Origin of the sequence: Nocardia jiangxiensis NBRC 101359 (genome assembly GCF_000308615.1) — a bacterium.
Lineage (GTDB): Bacteria > Actinomycetota > Actinomycetes > Mycobacteriales > Mycobacteriaceae > Nocardia > Nocardia jiangxiensis.
On sequence record NZ_BAGB01000002.1, the window covers coordinates 29447 to 55856 of the forward strand.

Annotated in this window: 20 protein-coding genes and 1 tRNA gene; 9 read left to right on the forward strand and 12 right to left on the reverse strand. The window is 68.1% G+C overall.

All coding sequences use genetic code 11. The annotated features are described in order from the left end of the window. Positions 1–61: 61 nt before the first annotated feature. A complete protein-coding gene (locus tag ON40_RS00305; protein WP_040817012.1) occupies positions 62–1453 on the reverse strand; it encodes an FHA domain-containing protein in 1392 nt (463 codons plus the stop codon). A gap of 231 nt (positions 1454–1684) precedes the next feature. Between ON40_RS00305 and ON40_RS00310 the strand changes: the two genes are divergently transcribed. From ON40_RS00310 to ON40_RS00320, 3 genes are all read left to right on the forward strand, one after another. Next, positions 1685–1770 (forward strand) — tRNA-Leu (locus ON40_RS00310). Positions 1771–2032: 262 nt separating this feature from the next. Further along, entirely contained in the window at positions 2033–2266 is a 234-nt protein-coding gene (locus ON40_RS54235; RefSeq protein ID WP_245567594.1) for a hypothetical protein, read from the forward strand. Between the two features lie 363 nt (positions 2267–2629). After that, positions 2630–4075: an NHL repeat-containing protein gene (locus ON40_RS00320; protein WP_040817020.1), complete on the forward strand. Its 1446-nt coding sequence runs from the start codon at positions 2630–2632 to the stop codon at positions 4073–4075. 648 nt (positions 4076–4723) lie between these two features. Here the strand turns inward: ON40_RS00320 and ON40_RS00325 are convergent. After that, positions 4724–5698 (reverse strand): stage II sporulation protein M, encoded by a 975-nt coding sequence (locus ON40_RS00325; protein ID WP_040817023.1) that lies wholly within the window; start codon positions 5696–5698, stop codon positions 4724–4726. A gap of 124 nt (positions 5699–5822) precedes the next feature. Here ON40_RS00325 and ON40_RS00330 point away from each other — a divergent pair, with 124 nt between their 5' ends. Continuing rightward, on the forward strand, positions 5823–6659 hold the full coding sequence (locus ON40_RS00330) for an RDD family protein (RefSeq protein WP_051192424.1): 837 nt from the start codon (positions 5823–5825) through the stop codon (positions 6657–6659). Positions 6660–6784: 125 nt separating this feature from the next. Here ON40_RS00330 and ON40_RS00335 read toward each other — a convergent pair whose 3' ends face one another. From ON40_RS00335 to ON40_RS00355, 5 genes are read right to left on the reverse strand one after another with little or no spacing between them, the layout of a single operon-like run. Beyond that, a complete protein-coding gene (locus tag ON40_RS00335; RefSeq protein WP_040817025.1) occupies positions 6785–8101 on the reverse strand; it encodes a DUF58 domain-containing protein in 1317 nt (438 codons plus the stop codon). Positions 8102–8105: 4 nt separating this feature from the next. Beyond that, positions 8106–9089, reverse strand: coding sequence for an AAA family ATPase (locus tag ON40_RS00340; RefSeq protein WP_040817027.1), 984 nt, complete (start codon positions 9087–9089; stop codon positions 8106–8108). Continuing rightward, positions 9086–10156: a DUF4129 domain-containing protein gene (locus ON40_RS00345; protein WP_245567595.1), complete on the reverse strand. Its 1071-nt coding sequence runs from the start codon at positions 10154–10156 to the stop codon at positions 9086–9088. The genes ON40_RS00340 and ON40_RS00345 overlap by 4 nt, the downstream gene beginning before the upstream one ends. Further along, positions 10153–11139 carry a hypothetical protein gene (locus ON40_RS00350; RefSeq protein ID WP_051192426.1) on the reverse strand — a complete coding sequence of 329 codons (987 nt, stop codon included), beginning with the start codon at positions 11137–11139 and terminating at the stop codon, positions 10153–10155. Before ON40_RS00350 ends, ON40_RS00345 begins: the two co-directional genes overlap by 4 nt. Positions 11140–11167: 28 nt before the next feature. Next, on the reverse strand, positions 11168–11722 hold the full coding sequence (locus ON40_RS00355; protein WP_040817217.1) for a TetR/AcrR family transcriptional regulator: 555 nt from the start codon (positions 11720–11722) through the stop codon (positions 11168–11170). Between the two features lie 72 nt (positions 11723–11794). Here ON40_RS00355 and ON40_RS00360 point away from each other — a divergent pair, with 72 nt between their 5' ends. Then, the gene (locus ON40_RS00360) at positions 11795–13378 is read left to right on the forward strand and encodes an MFS transporter (protein WP_040817030.1); all 1584 of its coding nucleotides are present in this window, start codon (positions 11795–11797) and stop codon (positions 13376–13378) included. On the opposite strand, the gene ON40_RS00365 is transcribed toward ON40_RS00360, so the two are convergent. Both ON40_RS00365 and ON40_RS00370 read right to left on the reverse strand, forming a co-directional pair. Then, positions 13308–13958, reverse strand: coding sequence for a PhzF family phenazine biosynthesis protein (locus tag ON40_RS00365; protein ID WP_040817220.1), 651 nt, complete (start codon positions 13956–13958; stop codon positions 13308–13310). The two genes, ON40_RS00360 and ON40_RS00365, sit on opposite strands and share 71 nt — an antisense overlap. An 88-nt stretch (positions 13959–14046) precedes the next feature. Next, a complete protein-coding gene (locus tag ON40_RS00370) occupies positions 14047–14673 on the reverse strand; it encodes an HD domain-containing protein (protein ID WP_373281814.1) in 627 nt (208 codons plus the stop codon). Here ON40_RS00370 and ON40_RS51515 point away from each other — a divergent pair. Both ON40_RS51515 and ON40_RS00380 read left to right on the forward strand, forming a co-directional pair. Next, positions 14668–15183, forward strand: a complete 516-nt coding sequence (locus tag ON40_RS51515; RefSeq protein ID WP_157186135.1) for an SCP2 sterol-binding domain-containing protein — start codon at positions 14668–14670, stop codon at positions 15181–15183. The genes ON40_RS00370 and ON40_RS51515 overlap by 6 nt on opposite strands. Positions 15184–15330: 147 nt before the next feature. Further along, a complete protein-coding gene (locus tag ON40_RS00380; protein ID WP_051192430.1) occupies positions 15331–16251 on the forward strand; it encodes a LysR family transcriptional regulator in 921 nt (306 codons plus the stop codon). A 15-nt stretch (positions 16252–16266) separates the two neighbouring features. On the opposite strand, the gene ON40_RS00385 is transcribed toward ON40_RS00380, so the two are convergent. From ON40_RS00385 to ON40_RS00395, 3 genes are all read right to left on the reverse strand, one after another. Beyond that, positions 16267–17010: an SDR family oxidoreductase gene (locus ON40_RS00385; protein ID WP_040817036.1), complete on the reverse strand. Its 744-nt coding sequence runs from the start codon at positions 17008–17010 to the stop codon at positions 16267–16269. A 70-nt stretch (positions 17011–17080) separates the two neighbouring features. Next, complete coding sequence (locus tag ON40_RS00390; protein WP_040817038.1) at positions 17081–17845, reverse strand: SDR family oxidoreductase; 765 nt, start codon at positions 17843–17845, stop codon at positions 17081–17083. A gap of 402 nt (positions 17846–18247) precedes the next feature. Then, positions 18248–19984 (reverse strand): DUF4407 domain-containing protein, encoded by a 1737-nt coding sequence (locus ON40_RS00395; protein ID WP_083895296.1) that lies wholly within the window; start codon positions 19982–19984, stop codon positions 18248–18250. Between the two features lie 340 nt (positions 19985–20324). Between ON40_RS00395 and aroQ the strand changes: the two genes are divergently transcribed. Both aroQ and gltB read left to right on the forward strand, forming a co-directional pair. Next, positions 20325–20942: a gamma subclass chorismate mutase AroQ gene (gene aroQ, locus ON40_RS00400; RefSeq protein ID WP_051192432.1), complete on the forward strand. Its 618-nt coding sequence runs from the start codon at positions 20325–20327 to the stop codon at positions 20940–20942. Between the two features lie 775 nt (positions 20943–21717). After that, complete coding sequence (gene gltB / locus ON40_RS00405; protein WP_040817042.1) at positions 21718–26400, forward strand: glutamate synthase large subunit; 4683 nt, start codon at positions 21718–21720, stop codon at positions 26398–26400. Positions 26401–26410 lie beyond the last annotated feature (10 nt).

Consider the following 26410-nt stretch of genomic DNA (forward strand, 5'->3'; position numbering starts at 1 on the left):
GACCACGATAAGGGCGAGTTTTTCGCGCCGCATCGCGACCTGCATCGGCGAGCTTACGGGATCAGACGATTCGGATCAGGATCTCGGAATGTCCGGCGCGGATGATATCGCCGTCGGCGAGCTGCCAATCCTGCACCGGCGAGCCGTTGACCAGCGTTCCGTTGGTGGAACCGAGGTCCGAGAGCATCGCGACCTGACCGTCCCACCGGACCTCGATGTGGCGGCGGGACACCCCGGTATCGGGAAGCCGGAAGTGCGCATCCTGGCCGCGGCCGATGATGTTGCTTCCCTCACGCAGCTGATAGGTCCGGCCGCTGCCGTCGTCGAGCTGGAGGGTGGCCGAGTACCCCGAACCGCCCGCGGGCGCCTGGCCGGGAGCGGCGTAGCCGCCCTGCTGCTGGCCGTAGCCCTGGTCGTAGCCGGGCTGCTGGCCGTAGCCGCCCTGTTCGTAGCCGCCCTGCTGCTGGCCGTAGCCCTGCTGGTAGCCCTGGTCGTACCCGCCCTGCTGCTGACCGTAACCCTGGTCGTAGCCGCTCGGTGCCTGGCCGTATGTCTGCTGTTGGCCGTAACCACCCTGGTCCGCGTAGCCCTGTTGTTGCCCGTAGGCCTGGTCGCTGTAGCCCTGGTGGCCCTGTTCGGCATAACCCTGCTGGCCGTAACCGCCCTGGTCGTACCCGCCGTGCTGGTCGTACCCCTGGTCGTATCCGTGCTGGTCGTAGCCCTGCTGCTGGCCGTAGCCCCCGCCACCCTGCTGGTAGTCCTGACCGTTCTGGTAGTCGCCGTACCCCTGCTGCGCATCGGGTGCGGCGTATTCGCCACCGGCCGGAGCCTGGTAGCCACCACCCTGCGGAGTCTGATAGCCACCGCGGCCGTAGTCGTCGTAGCCCTGGGCGGGGCGGCCCGCCGGCGGCGGCGCGTACCCGCGGTTGCGTGGATCGGACTCCGCGGGCTCACGGCTCGGGTCGTAGCCTGAGTTCTGCGTCATGGGGCCAGCTCCTGGTTGCGGGTTTGCGGTTCTTTGTCGGGGTGGTCCAGGTCGGCCGGGTGAGGGCCCGCGGGCCGCCGGGTTTCGGCGGTCCGCGTCGGGATCGACCCGACCGCGAGTCCTGAACTGCCCGGTGTGCAGCGTAGGGGATGGTTCGAATTCGACGTGTACTTCACCGTAGGTCTGCCACCCCTGTTCGCGGATGTAATCCTGCAGGTGTTTGGCGAACGCCCGGGTGGTGAGATCGTGATCGGCATCGAGTTGCTGCAGGTCCGACGCATTGATGGTGATGGTGTAGCTGTTGGGAGCCAGCAGATGGCCACCCTCTAGTTCGGTGACCTGATCGGAAGCCTCACGCTGGAGTGCCGCCTCCACCTCCTGCGGGACGACACTACCGCCGAAGACGCGCGCGAACACGTCCCCGACCGCCCCCTGCAGGCGGCGTTCGAAGCGGGTCACGAACCCCATCTCTGCCTCCTCCGGTGCACATGCGTCGGGTCGTCTGTTCGGGATTGACGACACGCCGATAGGGCGTGTCGACGTGGGGACACGGTCACTGCATGATATCCATCGATCGTCCACACCTGTAACTCCCGGCGCTACCCGAGGGTTCCCAATCCTCCACAGCGCCCCGTGTAGGTCCGTGAACAGGCGATTTCGTCTCGACTGCGCCCCCGTGCTACTGTCTTCCAGTCGCTCGGGCGAGTGGCGGAATGGCAGACGCGCTGGCTTCAGGTGCCAGTGTCCTTCGGGACGTGGGGGTTCAAGTCCCCCTTCGCCCACCAGAACGAGGAAGGGCCGGAGTTCAACTCCGGCCCTTCCTCGTTTCCGTATACCGATGCCGCGCCCGGTATAGCCCGATCGCAGAATCGGTGTGGTTTGTCAGGAATTTCACACGCGCGGCCGATGTGGCGAGACACCGGAACTCGCGCGGTCAGGGGGCGGCTCTGCACGCCCGCCGATTGGCGTGCGCAGGTGGATCGGGTGTGCCGGGCCAGAGCGAAGCCGGCGGAACTACACGGTGGTACCAGTACCAGTCTCGAGCCGGTGGGGATCGCAATCGGTTACCGTCTGCTCACGGGCGACGATATCGCCGAGTACCTGCCCTGGCTGCGTGAACTGTACGGAACCAGTTTCCGCCGGATTGCCGAGCGATACAGCGGGCTGAATCTGGAAACGGACAGTTCGGTTACTTCCGCCGTGAACATCAATGTGCTGCGGGCGGTCAGGGATACGAGTGGCACGTCGATTCCGATCCGGCGACGGGCCTGCTTTTCCTGAGCACTCATCCTGACGGCGAAGGGGGAAGCCTGGAATTGCGTACCTCCGACGACAACCTCCTCAGTATTCCGCCTCGTGCCGGAACCCTCGCTGTTTCCGATGCTCGTGGGTGTCCGTACCGGGTGAGCCCGCCGACGCGGGCGGTGCGAATTTCGGCGCCCATGAACTACTTCGTTTCCGGGGAGCCGCGATACCGTCCCGACGACCTCGACACCGCGCTGTACGCACAGCAGAACTGACGGTCGCACCCGTCCGCCGACCGGAACTGATCATTTGACCAGCTAGGTCCTTTCGGTACGCTTCGTCGGTCGTGGATGATCGTGCCGCGGCCGGTCGGGAATGCGAAACAGGCAGGTGGCAGCCATGAAACGAACTCGTCGGCGTGGTGCGGTACGGCTGCGCACGGCAGTGACCGCGATGTGTGCGGCGGGGCTGCTCGTGGCCGGGACGCCCGCGCAGGCCGCGACATTCTGGGGTCCGTTCGCCGCGCCGAGCCCCGCGCTCGGGCCGCAGGGAAGCTCGACGATGCATGCCGATGCCGGGTCCTCCGATGCCACTGCGCTGGCCGGGCCCGGAGTGCGTGCGGTGCACACGACGATCTATCCGCTCGCCGCGGCCTGCCCGACCCTGCTCCAGGGTTCGGACGGAATGGTGGTGGCGCTGTGCACGACCATGGCGGGGCGGACGCCGACGGTGGAGCTGATCGATCCGGATATGACCGGTGCGCTCGGAACTGCCTCGGCCACACTGCCTCTGGCGAAGGGCGGTCTGCTCGGCGGGGTGTACGCCTATCTGGACAACGCGAATCGGCTGGTGGTCGTGGACGGGCAGCGGCGGCTGCTGCGGATCGCGCATTCGCGGGATGCGGCCGGACGGTGGTCACTGCAGGTGGTCTCGTCGGTCGATCTGTCCGGGGCGGTGCCCGCCGGGGACAGCGTGGTCGGGCTGGTTCCGGATCCGTCCGGGGCGGTGTGGTTCGCGACCGAACATGCGGTGGCCGGGCGGGTGGATCCGTCCGGACGGGCGGCGGCGATCCCGCTGGGCGGCGGGGAGATGGTGGAGAACAGCATCTCCGCCACCCCGAACGGCCGCATCGCCGTGGCGACCACGCATGCGCTGTACGAACTGCGGTCCGGTGTTTCCGGGAATCCGGAAGTGCTGTGGCGCAAGGCTTACGATCGCGGCCCCGGGCGCAAGCCAGGGCAACTCAGCTGGGGTACCGGATCGACGCCGGTGTACTTCGGTCCGGACAGCGGTGCGGACTACGTGGCCATCGTCGATAACGCGGCCGGTGCGGCCCATCTGCTGATATTCCGTTCCGGGACAGGACAGTTGATGTGCTCGCAGCCGGTGCTCACCCACGGCGGGCCGGGTAGCGAGAACGCTCCGATCGGGCTGGGCCGCACGGTCGTGGTGGCGAGCACCTACGGCTATCCGTATCCGACGCTGCCGCAGGGCGCCGGTCCGGCGGTGCCGCCGACGGCGCCGTTCGCCGGCGGGATGACTCGCGTGGATGTCGGGACGTCCGGTTGTCACACTGTCTGGGACAACAAGGTTCGCAGTTCGGCCGTGCCGATGCTGTCCGCCGCCGACGGCCTGATCTACACGGTGAATCGGATCGGTCCCGCTGCCGCCACCGCGGTGGACGGTTTCGAATTCACCGCTGTGAACGCCGATACCGGTGCGATCGCCGCGCACAGCCCGCTGCCCGGCACGATCGTGGAGGATCCGTTGCAGACCGCGCCGTTGATCACCCGGGATCACCGGGTGTTGCAGGGCACGCTGAGCGGGATCGTGCGCATCGGGTGATGCGCTGAGCCACTGTCGCTCGCCATCTGCCGAGATCAGCGGGTGTGATCTTCGCCGCACTCAGGTCTGCCTAATTGGGGTCGAACCGACTCTTCGGGGTGATAGCGGGCTGATCTGAAACGTTCGTAGATCAGTGTCTGACAGCGAATAATCGGGTGCATATGCGCCGATTGCCTGTTACTGCTGAACGGCTTTCCGGAACGCGCCGAGAGTAACAAACTTCAAGTTTGTTTACTGGCTGGCTACCTTTTTGTCGCTGTCTGTTGATGTGACAAATATGCAGGTGAACTGCCGTTTTTAAGGTATGTGGACATCAAGTGAACAGAATTGGCAAACCTTACCTCGAGACTGAACGGGTTAATCCGTCTCTTCGATCCGGAGGAATGGGAGAGTTCGGGCGGAGGTTGGATCGGCAGGCCCTGTCAAGTGCATTGATGGCGACGCTATGCGTTTGCCGAAGGTGTCGGACATGCTGTCCGACATGCGGTTTTCGGGCTGTGGCATATACGCCGAGGGAGGTTGCGTGGGCATAACGATTGTGTAGAGTTGACGGTAACGCTGGCCGCAGCTGAGCTGGACTCGCTGCGGCCAGTGGCTCTCAAATTCTCCGCTCGGATCGTCCCTCTCGGACCCGCGGATCACCTCTTGTTAACCGGCTGTGCGCCCGCTGGTAACTGCCGACTCCTGCACCGCACGCCGCCCGACGCCGAACACATAGGTCAGGAAGGCCAGCTCGGCCACCACACCGATACCGATGCGCACCGGCGCGGGCCAGCCGCTCGGGGTGATGAAGCCCTCGATCGTGCCCGACACCGCCAACACGCCCACCAGACCCAGCGCCACCGTCGCCGAGGCCCGGCCCTGTCGGGCCAGCGCCTGTGCACGAGAGAATCGGCCCGGGTCGATCAGCGTCCAGCCCAGTTTCAGGCCCGTGCCGCCGGCGACGAAAACCGCTGTCAGTTCCAGCATTCCGTGCGGGAGGATGAACCCGAAGAAGGCGTCCAGACGGCCCGCGTCGGCCATCAGGCCCGCCGAGATGCCCAGATTCAGCGCGTTCATGAACAGCGCGTACACCGCCGGGAGAATCAGCAGCCCGGTGAACAGGGCGACCGCGGAAACCCACGCGTTGTGGGTCCACACCTGGGCGGCGAACGCCTCGTGCGGATGCTCGGAGTAGTAGGTCTCGAACTCACCGCCCGGTCCGGTCAGATCGTGATTGTCGTTGGCCAGGCCCAGAATCCTTCGGGCCGAACCGGATCCGGACACCCAGGTGCCCAACCCGGCGGTGACCGCCAGGAAGACCGCGGCCACACCGAGCCACCACGGCCACACGCGATACAGCGCTGCGGGGAAGGTGTGCGTGAAGAATCGTCCGACCGCGCGCCACGCCTCGACCCGCGTGCCGAGCACCCGCCCGCGCGCCCTGGTCAGCAAGGCGCTCAGGCCGCCGATCAACTCCGGATCCGGGGAATGCGACTGCAATCGGGACAACTGCTGGGAGGTGCGGCGGTACAGCGTCATCAGCTCATCGGCCTCGGCGCCGGACAGGCGGCGCTGCCGGGTCAGCTGATCCAGCCGATCCCAGGCAGGTCGGTTGGTATACGCATATGCGTCCACGTCCATCGGATGCCTCCCGTACCCGCCGATTCCGGCCGCTGATCGGATACGAGGCTAGCCTGTCGCACCGACAATCCGTTCCCGACCGGGACGAGGCGAGCCGCGCAACACGATTAGGCTGTCGAGCATCATGGCCGTATTCACCACCGGCGAGGCCGTCGCCCTCGACCTGCCCATCGCGCGCATCCCCACGCGGGCCGCGGCGATGCTGATCGATCTGCTGCTGCAGGCCGTGCTGGGCGCGCTGCTGGTCTTGCTGATCTTCGTGGTGCTGTCGAATTTCGAGCCGGACACCGCCTGGTTGCAGACCGTGGCGCTGGTCGTGTTCGTCGCGATCCTGGTCGGATATCCGGTCACCTGCGAGACCCTGCTGCGCGGCCGCACCATCGGCAAGATCGTGCTGGGGCTGCGGGTGGTGCGCGGGGACGGCGGGCCGATCGATTTCCGCCACGCGCTCACCCGCGGCCTGACCTGGGTCATCGTCGATTTCTGGAGTCTGGGTGGTTTCGGCGTCGTCGCGGTGCTCACCTCGCTGTGCTCACCGCGGGGCCGACGCGTCGGCGATGTGCTCGCCGGGACCGTGGTCGTCCACGATCGCGCCCGAATCCCGCTGCCCGCCTTGGCCGTCGCGCCGCCCTGGTTGCAGGGCTGGGCCCAGCACCTGGACCTGTCCGGCCTCACCGAGGACTTGGCCCTGCCCATCCGCCAGTACCTGACCCGCTACCCGACCCTCACCCCCGAGGTACAACACACCCTGGGCGTCACCCTGGTCAACGCGGTCTGCACCCGGCTACGCGTCCCTGCCCCCAGCGCCTACCCACCCCTGCAGATCCTCGGCGCACTCATCTCCGAACGTCAACGCCGCACCCTCACCCGCCCCCAACCCCGCACGACCACACCACTGCTCGTCGGCGCGTCATCGTTCACCCCGGGCCCGGTCGACACCACCTGGCACCGCCCGGCCTGAACCACCGCCACGTCCACCCGAACGGGCGCGCCGGAGCGGCCTCCGCCGCCTGTCGACGTCGAACGGCATCGGTTCGCGCCACCGACGCGCCCGCTGAGCCGGGCGCCGAACCCGGGCCCGGTCGGCTACATGGCTCCGGATTTCTTCAGTTCCAGGTATTCGTCGGCGAGCGCCTCGGGGAGGCGGTCCGGGGAGGTTGCGACGACGTCGATGCCCTTGCGGCGCAGCGATTCCTGGACCAGAGCGCGTTCGGCCAGCAGGTTCTCGGCAGCGGCCGCGGTGTAGATCTCGGGGGTGGTGGTGCGGTGCGTGGCCGCGGTGGCGATATCGGGGTCGGTGACCGAGACGAGCAGGACTCGGTGACGTCGGGCCAGTACCGGCAGGACCGGCAGGAGGTTCTCCTCGACCATCGCGCCGTCGAGACCGGTGAACCAGACCACCAGGCTGCGGCGGCGGGTGCGCTGGACCGCGGCGCGGACCATCCCTTCGGTATCGGTGTCGACCAGGGCGGGCACGATGCCGGCCAGCGCGTGCATCAGTTTGGGTTGCAGGCCCTGGCCGCTGCCGGTGCGCACCTCGGCCCGGACCTGGCGGTCGTAGGCGAGCAGGGCCACGGTATCTCCGGCCGAGGCGGCCAGTCCGCTCAGCAGGAGCGCGGCCTCGATACTCGTTTCCAGCCGGGTCGCCTCGGCACTGCCGGAGGCGCCGCCGCCGACCAGTCCGGCGCTGTATCGGCCGGTATCGAGCAGTACCAGCACGTGCCGATTGCGTTCCGGACGCCAGGTGCGCACCAGGACGTCACTCGCGCGTGCGGTGGCGCGCCAATCGATCGCCCGCACGTCGTCACCGGCGACATACTCACGGAAGGAATCGAATTCGGCGCCCTGCCCGCGGATGTTCACCACATTGCGGCCCTCGAGCTGCTGCAGCTGCCGGACCTTCGAAGCCAGGATGCGTTCGCTGCGGAACGGCGGCAGTGCGCGCACGCGCGCGGGAGCCTGCCTGCGGATCTGCCGTCCGGCCAGGCCCAGCGGGCCCAGCAGGCGAATGGTGACCGGTCCGGCCACCCGGTCACCGCGACCGGTGGGAGTCATGGCGGTGACGAGTCTGGTCCGGGTGTTCGGCCCGAGGTTCAGCCGATGGGTGCGGCGATCGGCGCGGACGCTGTCCGGCCAGTCGTCCCACAGCATGGCGCGCACCGTGCGGCGGCCGCGGTTGGTCACCGTGAGTTCCACCGCGGCCTCGTGGCCGACTCGCACGGTGGTCAGATCCGCGCGGAGGAGTTCCAGGTCCGAGCCCCGGGCCGAGGCACTCGCGTCGATCACGATCAACACGGCCAGCAGCGCGGTCATCGCGACGACGCCCACCCACGAGGGCAGTACGACCATGACGATCACCGCGGCGACCGCCGCGATCATGGCCGATCGGCCGGTGACAACCATTGCGCTACACCGGAACCGGGACCGACAGCAGCAGCGAGGACATCACGGCCTCGGCCGTCACCCCGTCCAGCTCCGCCTCCGGCCGCAACTGCAGCCGATGCCGCAGCGCCACTATCGCGACGAGTTTCACGTCGTCCGGGGTGACGAAGCCGCGTCCGTTCAGCCAGGCCAGTGCGCGCGAGGCGGCCAGCAGCGCGGTCGCGCCGCGGGTCGAGGCGCCGTGCTGCACCGCGGGGGAGGTGCGGGTGGCGCGGCACAGGTCGACGATGTACGCGAGCACCTCGGGACTCACCGTCACCCGCGCGACCGCGGCCCGCGCCGCGGTGATGTGCGCCGGTCCGGCCACCGGCTGCAGTCCGGCCGCGGTCAGATCGCGGGGATCGAATCCGGCCGCATGACGTTGCAGGATGCGGAATTCGTCCTCCCGCTCGGGCAGCCGGATGTCGACCTTGAACAGGAACCGGTCCAGCTGCGCCTCCGGCAGCGGATAGGTGCCCTCCTGCTCGATCGGGTTCTGGGTGGCGATGACCACGAACGGATCGGGCAGCGGCTGCGGTGTCCCCGCGACGGAGACCTGCCGCTCCTCCATCGATTCCAGCAGGGCCGACTGGGTTTTCGGCGGGGTGCGGTTGATCTCGTCGGCCAGCAGCAGATTGGTGAACACCGGTCCGCGGCGGAAGGTGAACTCGGCCGAATGCGGATCGTAGATCTGCGATCCGGTCACGTCGCCGGGCATCAGGTCGGGCGTGAACTGGACACGGGAGTGCTCGAGATCCAAGCCCATCGCCAACGCCCGGACCAGCAGCGTCTTCGCCACTCCCGGAACACCTTCCAGCAGGACGTGTCCGCGGCACAGCAGAGCCAGCACCAGGAACATGACGGCCTGGTCGTTGCCGACCACGGCCTTGCCGATCTCGGTACGCAACGCGCCGAAGGCACGCAGGGCGTCCTGCGCGGTCGGGGCGTGATTGGTCTCGGCCTTTGTCATGCGATCTCCGACTCGATTCGGTCCAGTTGTGCGGCAATCATTTCCAGGGTGGCGTCATCGGCCACCGGCCCGAACAGCACCGCGCCCAGCAGGTTCGGGTCCGTGCGGGTGCGAGTGCCGAGGGCCGCGATCACTCGATCCGGTGGTGCGTCGGCGGTCAGGCCCAGGATCGGGCGGATCCGGCGCATCGTGGCCGCGCGCAGTTTGGCCGCGGTGTGATCACGGTCGGTGGCTCTGCGGTACAGCGCGGCCTGCCCGGCGAGCAGTTCGTTCGCCGCGACCTGGACCGGGCGTGGTTCGCCGACCAGTGCGCCGCGTCGGCGGGCCCGCCACCACACCACGATCGCGGCGCAGATCAGCCATTGCAGCCCGCCGTAGGCGAGCCAGTGCGGCAGCCGGTCGAAGATCGAGTCGCTGCCCGCGTCGTTCGGACTCGGGGTCGGCGGCGGGGGCGGGGGTTCGTTCGGAAACGGATTGTGCTGCGGCGGTGAGGGTGTCGGGGGAGCCTTCGGTGCGCCGGACAGGTGCAACAGAACGTAGACGATCAGCGCCAGCACCAGGACGCCCAGCACCGCTGCCCAGAACTTGGGGTTGCGCAGCAGTTCGGGCAGCGGCGGCATGCGCCATTGCCGCGAGCGACGTTCGCGCGTGAGGGTCTCGACCGGTTCGTCCGGCGGCGGTGGCGCGAGCGAGTATCGGTCGGCCTGTTCCAGGCGGCGATATTCGGCCTCGGTGGCGGGGCGGCCGCCGTAGACGACCTCGTCGAAATCATGTGCCGCATCGGGAAGTTCGGTCGCCTGGGCGGTGGCGGCGGCATTCGCGGCGGTCTCCCGAGCGGTACGGGAACGCTGGACCTCGAGTACGCCGCCCTGCTCCAGACCACGGACCACCGCGCGGAAACGCTCCCGCAGGGCGGTGCTGAAATCGCTGTGCAGGGCGGCTTGTTCGGCGGCCCCGCGATGCGCGCCCGCCGGGCCGAGGTGCGGCGGCGGCGGAATCGCGCCGGGATCCGGTTGTCCGGGAACGGGTTCGGACGGCGGTACGGGAGGCAGATCGCCGCGGTTCACCGAGCCGTCTCCGTATTACGGTGTGCCGGACGGGGAATCCGCACATCCCAGGCCTCGCGGCGGCAGCGGCGATCGATGTCGACCACCACGCTGGTCGCCGAATCGACCACTTCGGCGAAGGCCGCGATCAGCAGAACGCTCGCGGTGGACAGCACGATCACCGCCCAGCGGTGGGTGCCGGAGAAGTCCGACACGAACAGCGGCAGCCCGAGCAGCGGCACGGCCACCACCAGCAGCAGACCGCGCAGCGCCAGCCACAGGCCGGCCAGCCGCCATTCTGCCCCGGCGGCAAGGATTTTCGCCCTCCCCACGGCCCCACCATACGACGTGGTCTCCGCGAACAGCACCGGGACGACGCACATCCGCCGCGCCCGCAGCCAGCTCGCCGTCGGCACGGCTGCCAGTGCCACGACGACGCCCACGATCACCGCCAGGAAAAACAGCGCGTCATTGTGCAGCAGCGAACCGAGTTCCCACAGCGCCACGAGGATCCACGCGGCCGGAACCACCACGCCGGTCGCCGTGTGCAGCAGCCGATCCAGCAGCAGCGGACCGAGTTTGCCGCCGAAGGCTCGTAGCGCCGCCCGCCAGGTCAGCGCACTGTCCCGGGCCCGCGCCACCCCGATCGGCACCGTTACCCCGCGCAGGAACAGTCGCAGCAGCCATGCGGTGACGGCCGTGGAAAGGATTGCCGACCAGGCGGTTCCGCTATCGGACCCGTCGGTCAGGATGGAGCATCCGGAGGTGATCGCGACGACCAGATCCTCGGCCAGCACCAGCCCGGCGACGACGAAGACGATCAGCTTGCGCACATCCGCCTGAATCACCGCGAACGGCAGATCCACCAATTCCCGAAACGACAGCGGCCGCGCCGGAATCGATTCGGGCCCGTCGAGCCCCGACACCGGCGCCGCCGACACCGCACTCGACCCGGTCCGCCGCGAGGACGGACCGGTGTGATCGGCGGTAGTTCCGGGAAACACGCGCCCGAGTCTATGGCAACTCTCCGGATCACCTGCCCGATGACGGCGGGTTCAGCAATCGCGTGACGACCTCGCGATAACGATCCGGATCGATCGGCGACAGACCCAGCAGAGCACGCAGGTACACCCCGTCGCCGACGAGGCGGACGATCTCCGCGTGGACCGGGTCCTCGAATTCGGCGTCGAGGCCGGATTTCCAGGCGTCCATCACCGCGGTCAGGGCCTGTTGGACCTGGTCGTCGCGCTGGTCGTGGGCGTCGACGGTGCGCATGGCGGCGACCATCGAGCGGTACAGGGCCAGTTCCAGGGCATCGGATTCGTTCGAGGAGTCGGGGTTCTGCAGATACCACTCGGCGAGTGATCTGCCTTGGCCGACAGCGTGTTTCACCTGTTCGTCGGCGCGTTCGCCGAGGCGGTGGACCAGTCCGGCCAGCAGGGCGTCCTTGTTCTTGAAGTGGTAGAGCAGCCCGCCCTTGGAGACGCCCGCGGCCGCGGCGACGTTCTCCAGGGTCACCCGGGATATGCCCTGGTCGACTAGCAGATTTTCGAGAGCGTCGAGAATGCGGTCACGCGTGGCGGTCACGGGAATCACTGTACCGTCCGGACGGTTACCTCTGATACTGTACCGTCTGGACGGTCAATAAAGGAAGGAATCATGGAAACCCCCACCGCGAGCACCCGGACCGCGCACGCGCGCACCGCGGCGTCTCGCGCCCCGCAACGGGCAACCGCCCGCGACTGGGCCGGACTCGGCGTCCTGGCCCTCGCGCTGCTGCTCATCTCCGTCGACGCGACCGTGCTGGACATCGCGGTCCCGGCGATCAGCGCCCACCTCGCGCCCAGCACGCCGCAATTGCTGTGGATCATCGACGTGTACTCGTTCGTCCTGGCCGGACTGCTGGTCACCATGGGCGTGGTCGGCGACCGGATCGGCCGCCGCAAGTTGTTGCTGCTGGGTGCGGCCGGATTCGGGCTGGCCTCGATACTGGCCGCCTGGTCGGTGAATCCGGGCATGCTCATCGCCGCGCGAGCCCTGCAGGGTGTCGCGGGTGCGACGCTCATGCCCGCGACGCTGGGCCTGATCCGCGCCATGTTCACCGATCCGCGCCAGCGCACCACCGCCATCGCGGTGTGGAGCGCCGTGGCCGGTGGCGGTGCGGCGCTCGGGCCGCTGCTGGGCGGCTGGCTGCTGCAGCATTTCTGGTGGGGTTCGGTATTCCTGATCAACCTCCCGGTGATGGCGGCGCTGATCGCGCTGGGCCCGCTGCTGCTCCCCGAGTCGAAGGATCCGAAGCCGGGCCGGTTCGACGTGCTCAGCGCGGGACTGTCGATGCTGACGCTGGTCCCGATCGTGTACGCGGTCAAGGAGATCGCCGCACACGGCGTCGCGGTCACCCCGCTGCTGATCGCGTTGGTCGGCGTGGTCGCGGGTGTGCTGTTCGTACGTCGTCAGCGACGTCTGGCCGATCCGATGCTGGATCTGCGGCTGTTCGCGCGGCCGCGATTCCGTACCGCGGTGCTGACCAATCTGCTGGCGGTGTTCGCGCTGGCCGGGGTGCTGTTCTTCGGTTCGCAGTATCTACAGCTGGTGCTGGGACGTTCGCCGCTGGACGCCGGTCTGCTCCTGCTGCCCGGTATGGCGGCGAGCATGGTGACGGCGTTGGCCTGCGCCTGGCTGGTCCGCTGGTGGCAGCCGGGCCGGGTGCTCGGCGGCGCGCTGGCGCTCGCGGCCGTGGGCGCGGCGGTATTCCTGTGGCTCGACGCGGGATCGGGCGTACCGGCCTTCGTCGTCGGCTTCCTGCTGGTCGGCGCGGGTGTGGGTGTGGCACTGACGATTTCGGCCGATCTGGTGGTCGGCTCCGCACCCGCGGAACGCGCCGGGGCCGCCGCGGCGGTCTCGGAGACCGCCTACGAGGCAGGCGTCGCGCTCGGTGTCGCGGTGCTCGGCAGTGTGGTGATGGCAGTGTTCCGGCACGGCCTGGATCTGTCAGCGGTACCCGAGGCGCAGATGGCCACCGCGGGCGAATCCCTCGGTGGCGCAGTACAGGTCGCACAGCAGCTGCCGGATCGGGCCGCGGCGCTACTGCTGCATTCGGCGCAGCACGCCTTCGTCTCGGGCGTGCACGTCGCGGCGATCGCCACCGCGCTGATCCTGGGTGCGGCGGCCGTCATCGCCTGGCGTGCTGCGAAACCCGCCCGCCGACCCGAATCCAGCCGTCCGGCCGCGGATCGGTCGTGATCTGCGATCCGCGGCCCTGGGTGATGGTCAGCGACCGCCCCAGGGCCGCGGTGAGCTGGATCGCGGCCGCGCCGGTCGCCTCGTCCTCGGCGATGGCGTCACCGCGGCCCGGGAAGGCCCGCGCCCGGACCCGCCCGGCGGCCTCGTCCTGCCAGGCCCACGCGTAGATCCACGCACCCGGCGGCGGCACCTCGAGCGCGTCCACCGCGGCGGCGGAATCGAATCGGCGTAGCGTGCGCATCGGCGCCCACTCGGGACGTGCTGTGATCCAGGTGAATTCACCATCGTGACGCACCCCGACCCGCCCCGATCGGGTGACGAGTTCGGCCGCGTCGAGCAACCAGGCCGTCCCGACACACGGATGCCCCGCGAACGGCAGCCGCACCGACGGCGTCCAGATATCGATGACGGCCCGCTCGGCGTCATCGACGAATACCGTCTCGCTGAACCCCAGCTCGCGCGCCACCTCGAGCCGCCCGGCATCCGTCGGGAACACCGACCCGTCCCGGATCACCCCCAGTTCGTTCCCGAACTGCCCGCCGGGGCCACAGAAAACGTGAACCACGTCGAAATCGATCACCCGCCCAGTCAACCGCACGTCCGCGAAACGCACTGGCGAATATCGCGGAACGATCTTCCTCGCAGGACCACCACGCCGACCGATCGGCTCAGGTCATCGTTCGTATCGGATTGAGTGTCATGGGAATTCGCATTCCGGTGCGCCACAGTACGGCGATTCCGGAGTCGGGGCGCGCGCGGGAGAAGGTGGGGACGAATTCGGTTCGGGGGTGGCGGATGTGGATTTCCCGGATGAGGTGGCGAGGGATTTCGGGGAGGCGGGTGCCGACGACGTCCAGGCGGGCGGCGGCGTGCAGGAGATGGGCTTCGATGCCGGTCTCGGGTGGCACGGTGACGTCGAGGTGCCCGGCGATCGCCTCGGATACGGTTCGCGCGAACTCGTCGTCGGCGCCCCACGCGCGGAGTTCGCGTTGTGCCAGGTCACCGCCGTGGATCGCGAAGCAGGGAGTGTCGTCGCCGGTGGGGCGATATCGGTCGGTGAGGCCGATATCGTGCAGCAGACAGGCGATGTAGAACAGTTCGGCGTCGTAGCTGCGGTGTTCCAACTGGGTGAACAGATCTCCCACGTACCAGCAGCGCAGGCAGTGGTGCAGTAATACCGGGTCGTAGACGTCCTGCGCGGATTCGAGTGCGCGCCGGGTGAGTTCGCTGTCGGGCGGGTCGGTGCGCAGGGCGAGGGCGCTGTTGTCGCCGCCGCGTCGCAGGACTGCTTGCACGCTGCCGGGGAGTTCCCGCAGCTGGGCGAGGGCCGAGCGTCGGGCGAAGGCGAATTTCTCCGATCGGCTCAGGCTCGCTGGGATCGGCCGGGTCATCGTCGTGCGGTCAGCTTCCTGAGCGAGCAAGGCGCCGCTGCCGAACAGTTCCGAGCCGAATGGGCGCTGGTCTTCGTCGCCGACAGTCTCGAACCCGACGCCCTGCGCAACCTCGCGGTCGATTACGAATTCCACATCGACGACAGCGTCGCCCGCATGCGCATCAGCGACGGTCGCGCCGAGATCACCACCGGCACAAGCGAAATCCCGGCCACCGCCGTGCTCCGATCGGACGCCGCCACCGTCGGCGCGATCGCGGGCGGGCGACACACCGTCACCGACGCGGTCATGCACGGTCGCATCCGGCCCGAGGGCGACCCCGAGGCGCTGCAGACACTCCTGACGTTGCTGAACACGCAGGTGAAGTCGCTGGTCGCTCAGGTCGGAGGGCCCGAGCGCAGCGGTACGGCGTGACCTCGCGCCCTCGGCGGGGTTCCCGGACGAGGCGCTGCGAGGGCGATGTCGCATCCGCTCCAGGAATGCGGCGCGGATCTGCGGCGTATGACTTGTTGTAACGACGATTACCCGATTACAGCTGAGTGGATTGAAGGGTTCGGGCCGATGACGCTTCGCCAGTACGAATACGCCTTGGCCGTTGCGGAGGTGGGGTCGGTGACCGCGGCGGCGGAGTTGTTGCACGTCGCGCAGCCGTCGATGTCCCAGCAGATTCGGGGGCTGGAGCGGGAGCTCGGTGTGCAGTTGTTCGCGCGCACGCCGACGGGGCTGGTGCCGACCGTGGTCGGGCGGGCGTTCCTGCGGGAGGCGCAGGTCGCGGTGAGCGCGTCGCGGCGGGCGCGGGCCACGGCGCGGGCGGCTGCCGACGAGTTGGAGGGGGAGCTGCTGGTCGCGGTGCAGATGGGGTTGGGGACGCAGCAGTTGCCGCGGGCGCTGGCGGCCTTGCGCAGCCGGTTTCCCCGGCTGGAGGTGACCGTGTTCGAGGAGCCGAATCCGGCCGAGCTGGAACGGCTGGGCCGGCGCGGCGTACTGGATCTGGTGCTGGTTGCCGCACCGTGTGAGGAGGGCGCGGCATTGGCCCATCACCTCGGTGACGAGGAATTCGTCGTGGTGCTGGGGGAAGGGCATCGGCTGCTCGCGGCGGACCGGGTCGAGTTGCGGGAGCTGGAGGGCGAGCCGTGGGTGCGGTTCGATCGCGACAGCGCACTGGACGGGGTGCTGCGAGATGCGTTGCGGGACAACGCACTCGCCCCGATGACCGTCGCCCGGGTGTCCCAGGCGGCGACAGCCGTGCGCTGGGCCGCGCACGGGATGGGTGTGACGCTCGTCCCGGCATCGGCTGTGCCGCACGGATACTGCCATCTCGCGCGACCGGTGTTCCCGCTCGTATCCCAACCCGTCGTCGCCGCGGTGCGGCGCGATCCCGGTCCGGCCGAACAGGCGTTGCTGGAACTTCTGCTGCGCGAGGACTGGTGCAGAGCCGTCCCCGAAGGTGCGCTGACCTCGGCTTCCAGTGCGCGGGAATAACCGCGAACCCGTGGTTCAGAGTTGTGTCGCGCCTCCGTCCACGACGAGTTCCGTGCCGGTGACGTAGGTGGCTTCGAAGGCGAGAAATGCTGCCGCCCTGGCCATTTCCTCCGGTGTTCCGAAACGTCGCATAGGGTTGGCGGCGATCACCTGCGCCTTGAATTGCGCGGCGGCCTCCTGGTTCATTCCGTTCTCCAGAATTCCCGTGTCCACCGGGCCGGGGCCGATCGCGTTGACGCGGATGCCGCGCGGGAGCAGATCCGCGGCCAGGGTGCGGGCCATCGAGCGCACGGCCGCCTTACCCGCCGCGTAGACGCTGGTCGCCGGTATGCCCATGACGTTCGCGTTCGAGGTGGTCAGGACGATGCCCGCGCCCGTGCTCAGCAACGGGGCGAGTCTCTGCACGGTGAAGAACGCGCCCTTGACGTTGATCGCGAACAGTTCGTCGTATTCCTGCTCGGTCGTCTCCTCCAGCGGTGAGGTGCGTGCGATTCCGGCATTGACGAAAAGCGCCTGCAGCGTGCCGAATTCGTGTTTCGCGCGGTCGGCGAGGATATCCAGATCGGACATGGTGGCGACATCGCTCCGGACGGTCACCGCATTCTCGCCCAGTCGCTCCTGCGCGGTGTCGAGCGTGGTTCGAGAGCGGCCGGTGATCATCACCCGTGCGCCCTCGTCCACCAGTAGTTTCGCCATCGCGAAACCCATACCGCTGCCGCCGCCGGTGATCACTGCATTTTTATCGCTGTATCTGCCCATGTCGGGATTCCTGCGTTTCTTTCTTCGAAATTCGGTGGGGTGCGGGTGTCGAACCGGAATATCGTCCGGCTCAGCGGTGGAATTCGCCGCCGTCCACGACGAGGCTGCTGCCGGTCAGCCAGCTCGCGCGGTCGGACAGCAGGAACAGGACCGCTTCGGCGATATCGTCGGGTTGGCCGTCGCGGCCCAGCGGTACGGCGGGCACATCACCCTGACCGGGTGCGGTGTCCAGGCGTGCCCACTCCTCGCGCGTCTGCTCGCCGCCGGGGGTGGCGGTCCTGCCGGGCGAGACGACGTTGACCCGAATTCCGAACGGGGCCAACTCCGCGGACAGCCCTCGGCTGTAGTTCTCCAGGGCCGCCTTCGCGGCGGTGTAGTGCAGGAACGGCGGCACCGGGGTGGGCACCGCCGCCGAGGAGATGTGCACGATCGCGCCCGACTTCCGATCCCGCATGCCCGGTGTGAGCAGCGCGTCCAACCGCACGGCGGACAGCAGGTTCAGGTTCAGCGCATCCTGCCACTCCTGGTCGGGAATGCTCGAACCGCTCGGATGCGGTCGCGCACCACCCGCGTTGTGCACCAGAATGTCCACGCCGCCGAGCACGTCTCGCGCGGCCGCGGCGAGCGCGGCGGCCCCCGCCTGTGTCCGCACGTCGGCCGCGACGAAATTCGCCTTCTCCGGCACCGTGCTCGTCGCCGTCCTGGCCGTCGTGAGCACCTCGGCCCCCGCGGCCAGCAATTGCCGCACCACGGCCGCCCCGATCCCACGAGAACCACCCGTCACCAGGGCCCGCTTTCCCGCGAATGCCTTCGTCCCGTTCTCGATTGTGGTCATGCCACAGATCCTCTCGATCGCACAGTCGTCCGCTCGACGGATAAATGAATATGCGCTCGCCACAAATTATTCGGAGTTTTTTTCGGCGGCGTCTCGTCGAACTGTTTCACGGTAAGTCCGGAAAACGACCGAGAGCAAAGACCAAATATCAGTGGGAGCCAGAGGAGATACCTATATCGCCGCTCACCGCGCTGCGGCGATCCGGTCGCGCCGACAGAACCATCCGGCCGCACATGGCTTCGATCGCGGTCGCGCTGCCGCCGACCCATGAATCGCTGCAACAGCTTTGCGGACTCGCGGTGGGTACTCGACGCCTACGCGCGGACGCTCGTGGTAATCCCGGTCGCGGAGGGGGCACCTGCCGACCGGATAGGGCCGAGAGGTGTCGCGGCAATGCCGATTTCAGCGGGAGCCCGGGGGGAGTTGGCGGGAGGTGCGGGGGTCGAGTTCGGTGGGGCTGATCGTCCCGGTGACGCGGTTGAGTCGATCGGCCGGAGGAAGGCCGTACGGCGACTGGGCGGTGGGGGCTTGCGACGTGGAGTCCACGACGGTGGCAGGGAGTTGGGGATTCGAGTCCGACGAGTCGACGGTCACCTTGCGAGTGCGGCGAAGGGTGAAGGTTATTTCCTCGGTCTCCTCGAAGACCTGGCGGACCGTGCGCAGCGGGTGGGTCGCGGTGTCGATGGCGTCGGTGACGAAGGAGGGGACCAGAGGGCGGATCCAACGGGCGGCGGTGTCGGTGAAGGGGACGGTGCCGATGATGGGGAGTTCCAGGCCGCCGGATCCGGCGGCGGGGGCGACCGCGTTCTGCGGCAGCGGCGCGGGGAGATTCGACGGCTGAGACACGGTGTCCTCCTGGGAGTTCGACGTCGGGCTGGCCGGAAGTTCCGCCAGCGCTTCGAATTCGGCGACCGCACGACGCTGGGGCGCGGTGACGCCGATTTCCATCGCGCCGATGGAGGCGATGACGCGGCGGCGCTCGTTCTCGCGATCGATGACGGTGTCGGCGTGGACGGCCAGGCGCGTGCTGGTCAACTCTTGTTCGGCGCGCAGTTTCTCGGACTCGACGCGGACCTCGGCGCGTTTGACCGCGATGGCGGCCTCGGCGTCCTGTTCGGCGCGATCGGCCACCGCCCGCGCCGAGATACGGCGGTCGAAGGTGGTTTCCCCGCGCCACCGGCGCGACAGCAGCGGCAGCAGGGTCAGCATCACGGTGATCACCAGGGTCGCCAGGCGCAGCAGGAATGCGCCGGCATGCCCGAAGGTGTAGCCGTTCAACGCGATCCAGCGTGCGCCGAGGCCGCGATCGCCGGTCCCGACGGCGGCGGCGCGGGCCTGATCCAGGGCCTGTTGCCGCTGGTCGACGCGATCCTGCGTGGGCTGTACCTGCGACTGCGCGGCGGCCAGGCGGGTGCGGGCGTCGTCGAGCATGCTGTTGTCGGTGCGGGTCTCCGGACCCTGACCGGGGATGCCGGTGATCTTGTTCTGCGGGCACTGCGGGGTCGGGTTGTATTCGCAGCGGGCGATGATCAGGGCCTGCTGGATGTCCGACTGTGCGCCGGTGATCGTGCGATTCAGCGTGTCGCGGTCGGACTTCGCCTGGTCCAGGGCGTTGCGTGCGGTGACGACCGAGGCCGCGGATTCCGCGTCGTGCCTGGCGTAATCGCCCAGACGGCGATCGATCGTGCCGCCCAGCAGGACGGTGCTCGCGAGTTCGGCCACGACCGCGCCCGCCAGCACCGCCACGACGATGCGGCCGATCAGCCCGCCGCCGAAGCGAATTCGAGAGCCGCCGCGTCCGGGCAGCGGTGCGGTCGCCAAGGCGCGCGAGATGGTCCCGATCAACAACACCGTGAACACCGTCGCGATGATCACCAGGATCGCGGCCCACTGCGCCGCCGCCGACCCCAGCGCGACGACCGTGCCCGATATCGCGGCGAACAGCAGCACCATCGCGCCGGTCACGGCGTATCCGGACCGTTCGTGGTCGTCGGCGATCCCCGTGCCCGCGCCGCCGAGCCAGGTCAGCAGGCCGATGGCCCGATCCCGCAGCGACTGGATGCTTCCGGCGTGGCGGCTCGTCGATCCGTTGTTCGTCGGGTCCTGATCGATCGAGTCCGAGATGTGGGGGGTGGTCATGGGATTTCACATCCTCTGCATCCCAGGCGGTTTCGCATTCGGCGAAGTCGTCGGCATTCGTGGTCGCCGCAGGTGAACGGTGCGGCGAGACGGCCGGGCGGGCGGACCCGGCCATACGAATCGGGTCCAGCGTGACAGGCCGACGGCGCTCGCGCCGAGTCCCGTCCGCAGGTTGTGGCCAGCCTCACAGCGATATGGCGAGCGCGAATGTTCGGCGGGGAAACGAAATTCGTGTCGGAAATCCGATACCCGCTCGTTACCGTGGTGATGTGGCCGCGACGGCGAGATGTGGCGGCACACGTTCGCATTTCCGCACAACAGCCCGTCAGGAGTGTCTCAGGTGCGTACGTCCGTGTTGATGATGGCGGCCGCGGCCGCCATCGGGGTGATGTCGGTTGAGGTGGTACCCATGACGATCGATCCGACGGTTCCGGCCGCGCACGCCCAGGCCCCCGTCGATGCCGCCCCGACGAGCTCCGATCCGCTGATCGAGCTGCTGCTCCAGCGCCTGAACACCGCCGATGCCGTGGTCGCGGCCAAATGGGTGGGCTCGCACGGGCAGAACCCGGTGATCGACGATCCGGAACGCGAACAGGTGGTCTACGACTCGATGAGCCGGGCGGGCGCTGCACTCGGACTGCCGGAGAGCTGGGTGCGGCAGGTCTTCGCCGGACAGATCGAGGCCAACAAGATGGTGCAGCGCGGACTGCTCGCGCGCTGGCGGCTGGATCCGGCGTCGGCGCCGCGGACCTCGCCGGATCTGACCGCGGTCCGGCCGATCATCGATCGGGTGAACGGGCAGATCCTGCAGCAGCTCGCGCAGCGGCGGGCCGAACTGCGCGGGCCGAACTGCGCGGAACGGCTGTCGGCCGGGGTGTTCGGCGTATTCACCGGCGGTGGATCCGATGCGTTGCACCAGACGGCGCTGGTCCGCGCGGCCGCCGCGATCTGCGGATGAAACGGCCTCTCGAGCAAGATCTCTCGCGACGCCGCCGTCAAGGTCCGTTCCGATCCGCCGGCAGTGTGACATACCCAACACACCCGATTTGCTGAAGGTGTGCCAGAATATGAGATTCTTAATGAGACCGTACGGTCTGAACATTACAATGGCTTGTAGTCTTCGTGTCCGCGAGGTCTCTACCGTGTGTCCGGAAAGTTAGCCGCACAACAGTCGGTTTGTCCGGACGCGAGCCGGGGAATTCTCTATCGATGCAGGTTAGAGGGCACCTTGCAGCCTACTTGGAGGCTGCGCGTGCGCGGTCCGGGCGCAACGGGCAACAGTGGCATACACGACTGAGCGATCGCCGATCTCTGCTTTACACTGGAGACCGCGCAGTTAGTGGAGGACCAATGGAGAAGCCCAGGTAGACGCTGTTCTTAGTGGAACCTAAGTTGGTTGGGCGCAGGTCCTGACTTATCGTTTGCTCTTACGCCGGACACGAAATGCCCGGCTGAATCGCCCGATTCGCCTCGCGTGCCGATGGTCGTGGAGACCGTGCGGCTCGCACAGCCGGACCGAACGGGCGGCGACGGGCACGGCGAGTGGATACGGAAAGGCTCCGCAACCGCCGAGCACCCGACTACGACACCGGAGCGGGTGGACAACTGGAGAGTTGACTGCACGGTACGACCATCAGCGTCGCTGGTCTGACGAACCCTCCGGGGCGCAGTCTAGACGGAGGCGTTCGACGAAGGCCATATTTCTTCGAAGGCCTGATTTTGAAGGCAGAGGCATGACGCAACTACCTGGCCACAGGTCACCTGGACCCATCGGTCTCTACGACCCGGCGAACGAACACGACGCCTGCGGCGTCGCGTTCGTCGTCGACATGCACGGCCGCCGCAGCCGCGACATCGTCGACAAGGCTATTACGGCATTGCTGAACCTGGAGCACCGCGGTGCCGCCGGCGCCGAACCCAACAGTGGTGACGGTGCGGGCATCCTGATCCAGCTCCCGGACAAGTTCTTCCGGGCCGTGCTGGCGGAGAACGGTGCGCCCTTCGAGCTGCCGCCGGCAGGCTCCTACGCCACCGGTATCGCTTTCCTCCCGCAGGCCCGCCGCGAGGCCGCCCGCGCCTGCTACGGCGTCGAGCGCATCGTCCGGGAAGAGGGCCTCGTGGTCCTGGGCTGGCGTGAGGTGCCGATCGACGAGACCTCGCTCGGCGCGCTGGCCCGCGACGCCATGCCGACGTTCCGGCAGCTGTTCATCGCCTCGCCCAAGGACTCCGCCGAGCAGCTCTCGGGTCTGGACCTGGACCGTCGCGCCTACGTCGTGCGCAAGCGGATCGAGCACGAGCTCGGCCAGTCCGGCGCGGGCGAGGGTTCGGTCGGGCGCGAGACCGTCTACTTCCCGAGCCTGTCCGCGCAGACCTTCGTCTACAAGGGCATGTTCACCACCCCGCAGCTGCGTGCGTTCTACCTGGACCTGCAGGACGATCGGGTGGAATCGGCGCTGGGCATCGTGCACTCGCGCTTCTCCACCAACACCTTCCCGTCCTGGCCGCTGGCACACCCGTACCGCCGCGTCGCGCACAACGGTGAGATCAACACCGTCACCGGTAACGAGAACTGGATGCGCGCCCGCGAGTCGCTCATCAAGTCCGAGGTCTTCGGCATCGACGAGCAGGGCCGCAACCGGCTGGAGAAGATCTTCCCGGTCTGCACCCCCGGCGCATCGGATACCGCGCGTTTCGACGAGGTCCTCGAACTGCTGCATCTGGGCGGGCGCAGCCTGCCGCACGCGGTGCTGATGATGATTCCCGAGGCGTGGGAGCGCCAGGAGTCGATGGATCCGGCGCGTCGCGCGTTCTACCGCTACCACTCCTTCCTGATGGAGGCGTGGGACGGCCCGGCCTCGGTGTGCTTCACCGACGGCACCGTGGTCGGCGCGGTGCTCGACCGCAACGGCCTGCGTCCCTCGCGCGTCTGGGTGACCGACGACGGCCTGGTCGTGATGGCCTCCGAGGTCGGCGTGCTCGATATCGAGCCGTCCAAGGTGGTCAAGAAGGTGCGTCTGCAGCCGGGCCGGATGTTCCTGGTGGACACCTCGCAGGGCCGGATCATCGGCGACGACGAGATCAAGACCCAGCTGGCCACCGAGCACCCCTATCAGGAGTGGCTCGACGGCGATGCGGACAACGCGGGCCCGACCAAGCTGTCCGATCTGCCCGATCGGCCGCACGAGCACATGGTGCACGACCGGGTCAAGATCCGGCAGCAGATCTTCGGGTACAGCACCGAGGATCTCAACATCCTGATCTCGCCGATGGCCACCACCGGCGGCGAGGCGCTCGGCTCGATGGGCACCGACACCCCGATCGCCGTGCTCTCGGCGCGGCCGCGCCTGCTGTTCGACTACTTCTCGCAGCTGTTCGCGCAGGTCACCAACCCGCCGCTGGACGCCATCCGCGAGGAGGTCGTGACCAGCCTGCGCAGCATGATCGGACCCGAGTCCGATCTGCTGCATCCCGGACCGGAGTCCTGTCGCCAGATCACGCTGACCCAGCCGATCCTGGACAACGACGAGCTGTCCAAGCTCGTGCACATCAACGACGACGGATCGCGGCCCGGACTGCGTTCGGTCGTCGTGCACGGTCTGTACCCGGTGCGCAAGGGCGGCAAGGGCCTGCGCAAATCGCTGCAGGCGATCAACGAGCAGGTCTCGGCGGCCATCGCGGGCGGCGCGCGGATCATCGTGCTGTCCGACCGCGAGTCCAACGAGAAGCTGGCGCCGATCCCGTCGCTGCTGCTCACCGCCTCGGTGCACCACCACCTCGTGCGCGAACGCACCCGTACCAAGGTCGGGCTGGTCGTGGAGGCCGGTGACGCCCGCGAGGTGCACCACATGGCCCTGCTGGTCGGCTTCGGCGCGGCCGCGATCAACCCGTACATGGTGTTCGAGTCGATCGAGGACATGATCGAGCGCGGCGCGTTGCGGATGCCGGGCAGTGCCGGTGTGGTCTGCGACGACTACGACGCGGCGGTGCGCAACTACAACAAGGCGGCCGGTAAGGGTGTGCTGAAGGTGATGTCCAAGATGGGCATCTCCACCATCGCCTCCTACCGCGGCGCGCAGCTGTTCCAGGTCGTCGGCCTGTCGCAGGAGCTGTGCGACCGGTACTTCACCGGTCTGAAGTCCCCGCTGGACGGTATCGGTCTGGACGAGATCGCCGGTGAGGTCGCCGAGCGGCACCGGATCGCCTTCCTGGAGAACCACAACGAGCGCGCGCACCGCGAACTCGAGATCACCGGTGAGTACCAGTGGCGGCGCGAGGGCGAGTACCACCTGTTCAACCCGGACACGGTGTTCAAGCTGCAGCACGCGACCCGGACCGGTCAGTACAAGATCTTCAAGGAATACACCAAGCTGGTCGACGATCAGTCCGAGCGGCTGGCCTCGCTGCGCGGCCTGTTCAAGTTCCGCGGCGACGAGCGCAACCCGATTCCGATCGACCTGGTCGAGCCCGCCTCCGAGATCGTGAAGCGGTTCTCCACCGGCGCGATGAGCTACGGCTCGATCTCGGCCGAGGCGCACGAGACCCTCGCGATCGCGATGAACCGGTTGGGCGGACGCTCCAACTCGGGTGAGGGCGGCGAGTCGCCGGCCCGCTTCGAGCCGGAGGAGAACGGCGACTGGCGGCGCAGTGCGATCAAGCAGGTGGCCTCGGGACGTTTCGGCGTCACCGCGCACTACCTGAGCAACTGCACCGACATCCAGATCAAGATGGCCCAGGGCGCCAAGCCGGGCGAGGGCGGTCAGCTGCCCGCGCACAAGGTGTACCCGTGGGTCGCCGAGGTGCGGCATTCGACGCCGGGCGTCGGGCTGATCTCGCCGCCGCCGCATCACGACATCTACTCGATCGAGGATCTCGCGCAGCTGATCCACGATCTGAAGAACGCGAACCCGCAGGCTCGGATTCACGTGAAACTTGTCGCCGAGCCGGGCGTCGGCACCGTCGCCGCGGGTGTGTCCAAGGCGCACGCGGACGTCGTGCTGATCTCCGGCCACGACGGCGGCACCGGCGCCTCGCCGCTGACCTCGCTCAAGCACGCGGGCGGCCCCTGGGAGCTCGGCCTGGCCGAGACTCAGCAGACCCTGCTGCTCAACGGTCTGCGTGACCGGATCGTGGTGCAGGTGGACGGTCAGATGAAGACCGGCCGCGACGTCATGATCGCCGCACTGCTCGGCGCCGAGGAATTCGGTTTCGCCACCGCACCGCTGGTGGTCTCGGGCTGCATCATGATGCGCGTATGCCATCTGGACACCTGCCCCGTCGGTGTCGCGACGCAGAACCCGGTACTGCGCGAACGGTTCACCGGCAAGCCGGAATTCGTCGAGAACTTCATGCTGTACATCGCCGAGGAGGTGCGCGAATACCTGGCCTCGCTGGGCTTCCGCAGCCTCGACGAGGCCATCGGCCGGGTCGACCTGCTCGACACCACCAAGGCCAAGGAGCACTGGAAGGCCGCCAAGCTCGACCTGTCGCCGATCCTCGACGACGTCGAGACCGCGTTCATGTACCAGGACCGGCGCAACACCAAGGGCCAGGACCACGGTCTGGACCGGGCGCTGGACAACCAGCTCATCGCCGAGTCGGCCGATGCGCTCGAGCGCGGTAAGCCGGTCAAGTTCGAGACCCGGATCACGAACGTCAACCGGACCGTCGGCACCATGCTCGGCCACGAGGTGACCAAGCTGTACGGCGGTGCGGGCCTGCCCGACGACACCATCGACATCACGTTCACCGGTTCGGCGGGCAACAGCTTCGGCGCGTTCGTCCCGGCGGGTATCACCCTGCGGGTGTTCGGTGACGCGAACGACTATGTGGGCAAGGGCCTTTCGGGCGGTCACCTGGTCGTGCGGCCGCCGCTGAACGCCCCGAGCGATTTCGTCGCCGAGGACAACATCATCGCCGGCAACGTCATCCTGTTCGGCGCGACCAGCGGTGAGGCGTTCATCCGTGGTGTGGTCGGCGAGCGGTTCGCGGTGCGCAACTCCGGTTCGACCGCGGTCGTGGAGGGTGTGGGCGATCACGGCTGCGAGTACATGACCGGCGGTAAGGTCGTCATCCTCGGTGAGACCGGGCGCAACTTCGGCGCCGGTATGTCCGGTGGCGTGGCCTACCTGTACAACCCGCACGGGACCTTCGAGAAGAACATCTCGCCCGAGCAGGTCGAGGCCATCGAGCCGCTGTCCGGTGACGACTTCACCTGGCTGCACGATGTCGTGGCCCGGCACCGCGAACAGACCGGCTCGGCCGTGGCCGAGGCGATCCTGGGTGACTGGTCGCAGCAGGTGACGCACTTCGTGAAGGTTATGCCGCGCGACTACAAGAAGGTCCTGCTCGCTATCTCCGAAGCTGAGAAGGCCGGACGCGACGTCGATGCCGCCATTATGGAGGCCGCACGTGGGTAAGACGACGGCT

Coding starts and splice junctions, on each gene's coding strand:
- ON40_RS00320 (WP_040817020.1), top strand. CDS start 2,630: ATGAAACGAACTCGTCGGCGTGGTGCGGTACGGCTGCGCACGGCAGTG.
- ON40_RS00335 (WP_040817025.1), bottom strand. CDS start 8,101: ATGGTTGTCACCGGCCGATCGGCCATGATCGCGGCGGTCGCCGCGGTG.
- ON40_RS00340 (WP_040817027.1), bottom strand. CDS start 9,089: ATGACAAAGGCCGAGACCAATCACGCCCCGACCGCGCAGGACGCCCTG.
- ON40_RS00385 (WP_040817036.1), bottom strand. CDS start 17,010: ATGGGCAGATACAGCGATAAAAATGCAGTGATCACCGGCGGCGGCAGC.
- gltB (WP_040817042.1), top strand. CDS start 21,718: ATGACGCAACTACCTGGCCACAGGTCACCTGGACCCATCGGTCTCTAC.
- ON40_RS00390 (WP_040817038.1), bottom strand. CDS start 17,845: ATGACCACAATCGAGAACGGGACGAAGGCATTCGCGGGAAAGCGGGCC.
- ON40_RS00380 (WP_051192430.1), top strand. CDS start 15,331: ATGACGCTTCGCCAGTACGAATACGCCTTGGCCGTTGCGGAGGTGGGG.
- ON40_RS00325 (WP_040817023.1), bottom strand. CDS start 5,698: ATGGACGTGGACGCATATGCGTATACCAACCGACCTGCCTGGGATCGG.
- ON40_RS00305 (WP_040817012.1), bottom strand. CDS start 1,453: ATGGGGTTCGTGACCCGCTTCGAACGCCGCCTGCAGGGGGCGGTCGGG.
- ON40_RS00360 (WP_040817030.1), top strand. CDS start 11,795: ATGGAAACCCCCACCGCGAGCACCCGGACCGCGCACGCGCGCACCGCG.
- ON40_RS00330 (WP_051192424.1), top strand. CDS start 5,823: ATGGCCGTATTCACCACCGGCGAGGCCGTCGCCCTCGACCTGCCCATC.
- ON40_RS00395 (WP_083895296.1), bottom strand. CDS start 19,984: ATGACCACCCCCCACATCTCGGACTCGATCGATCAGGACCCGACGAAC.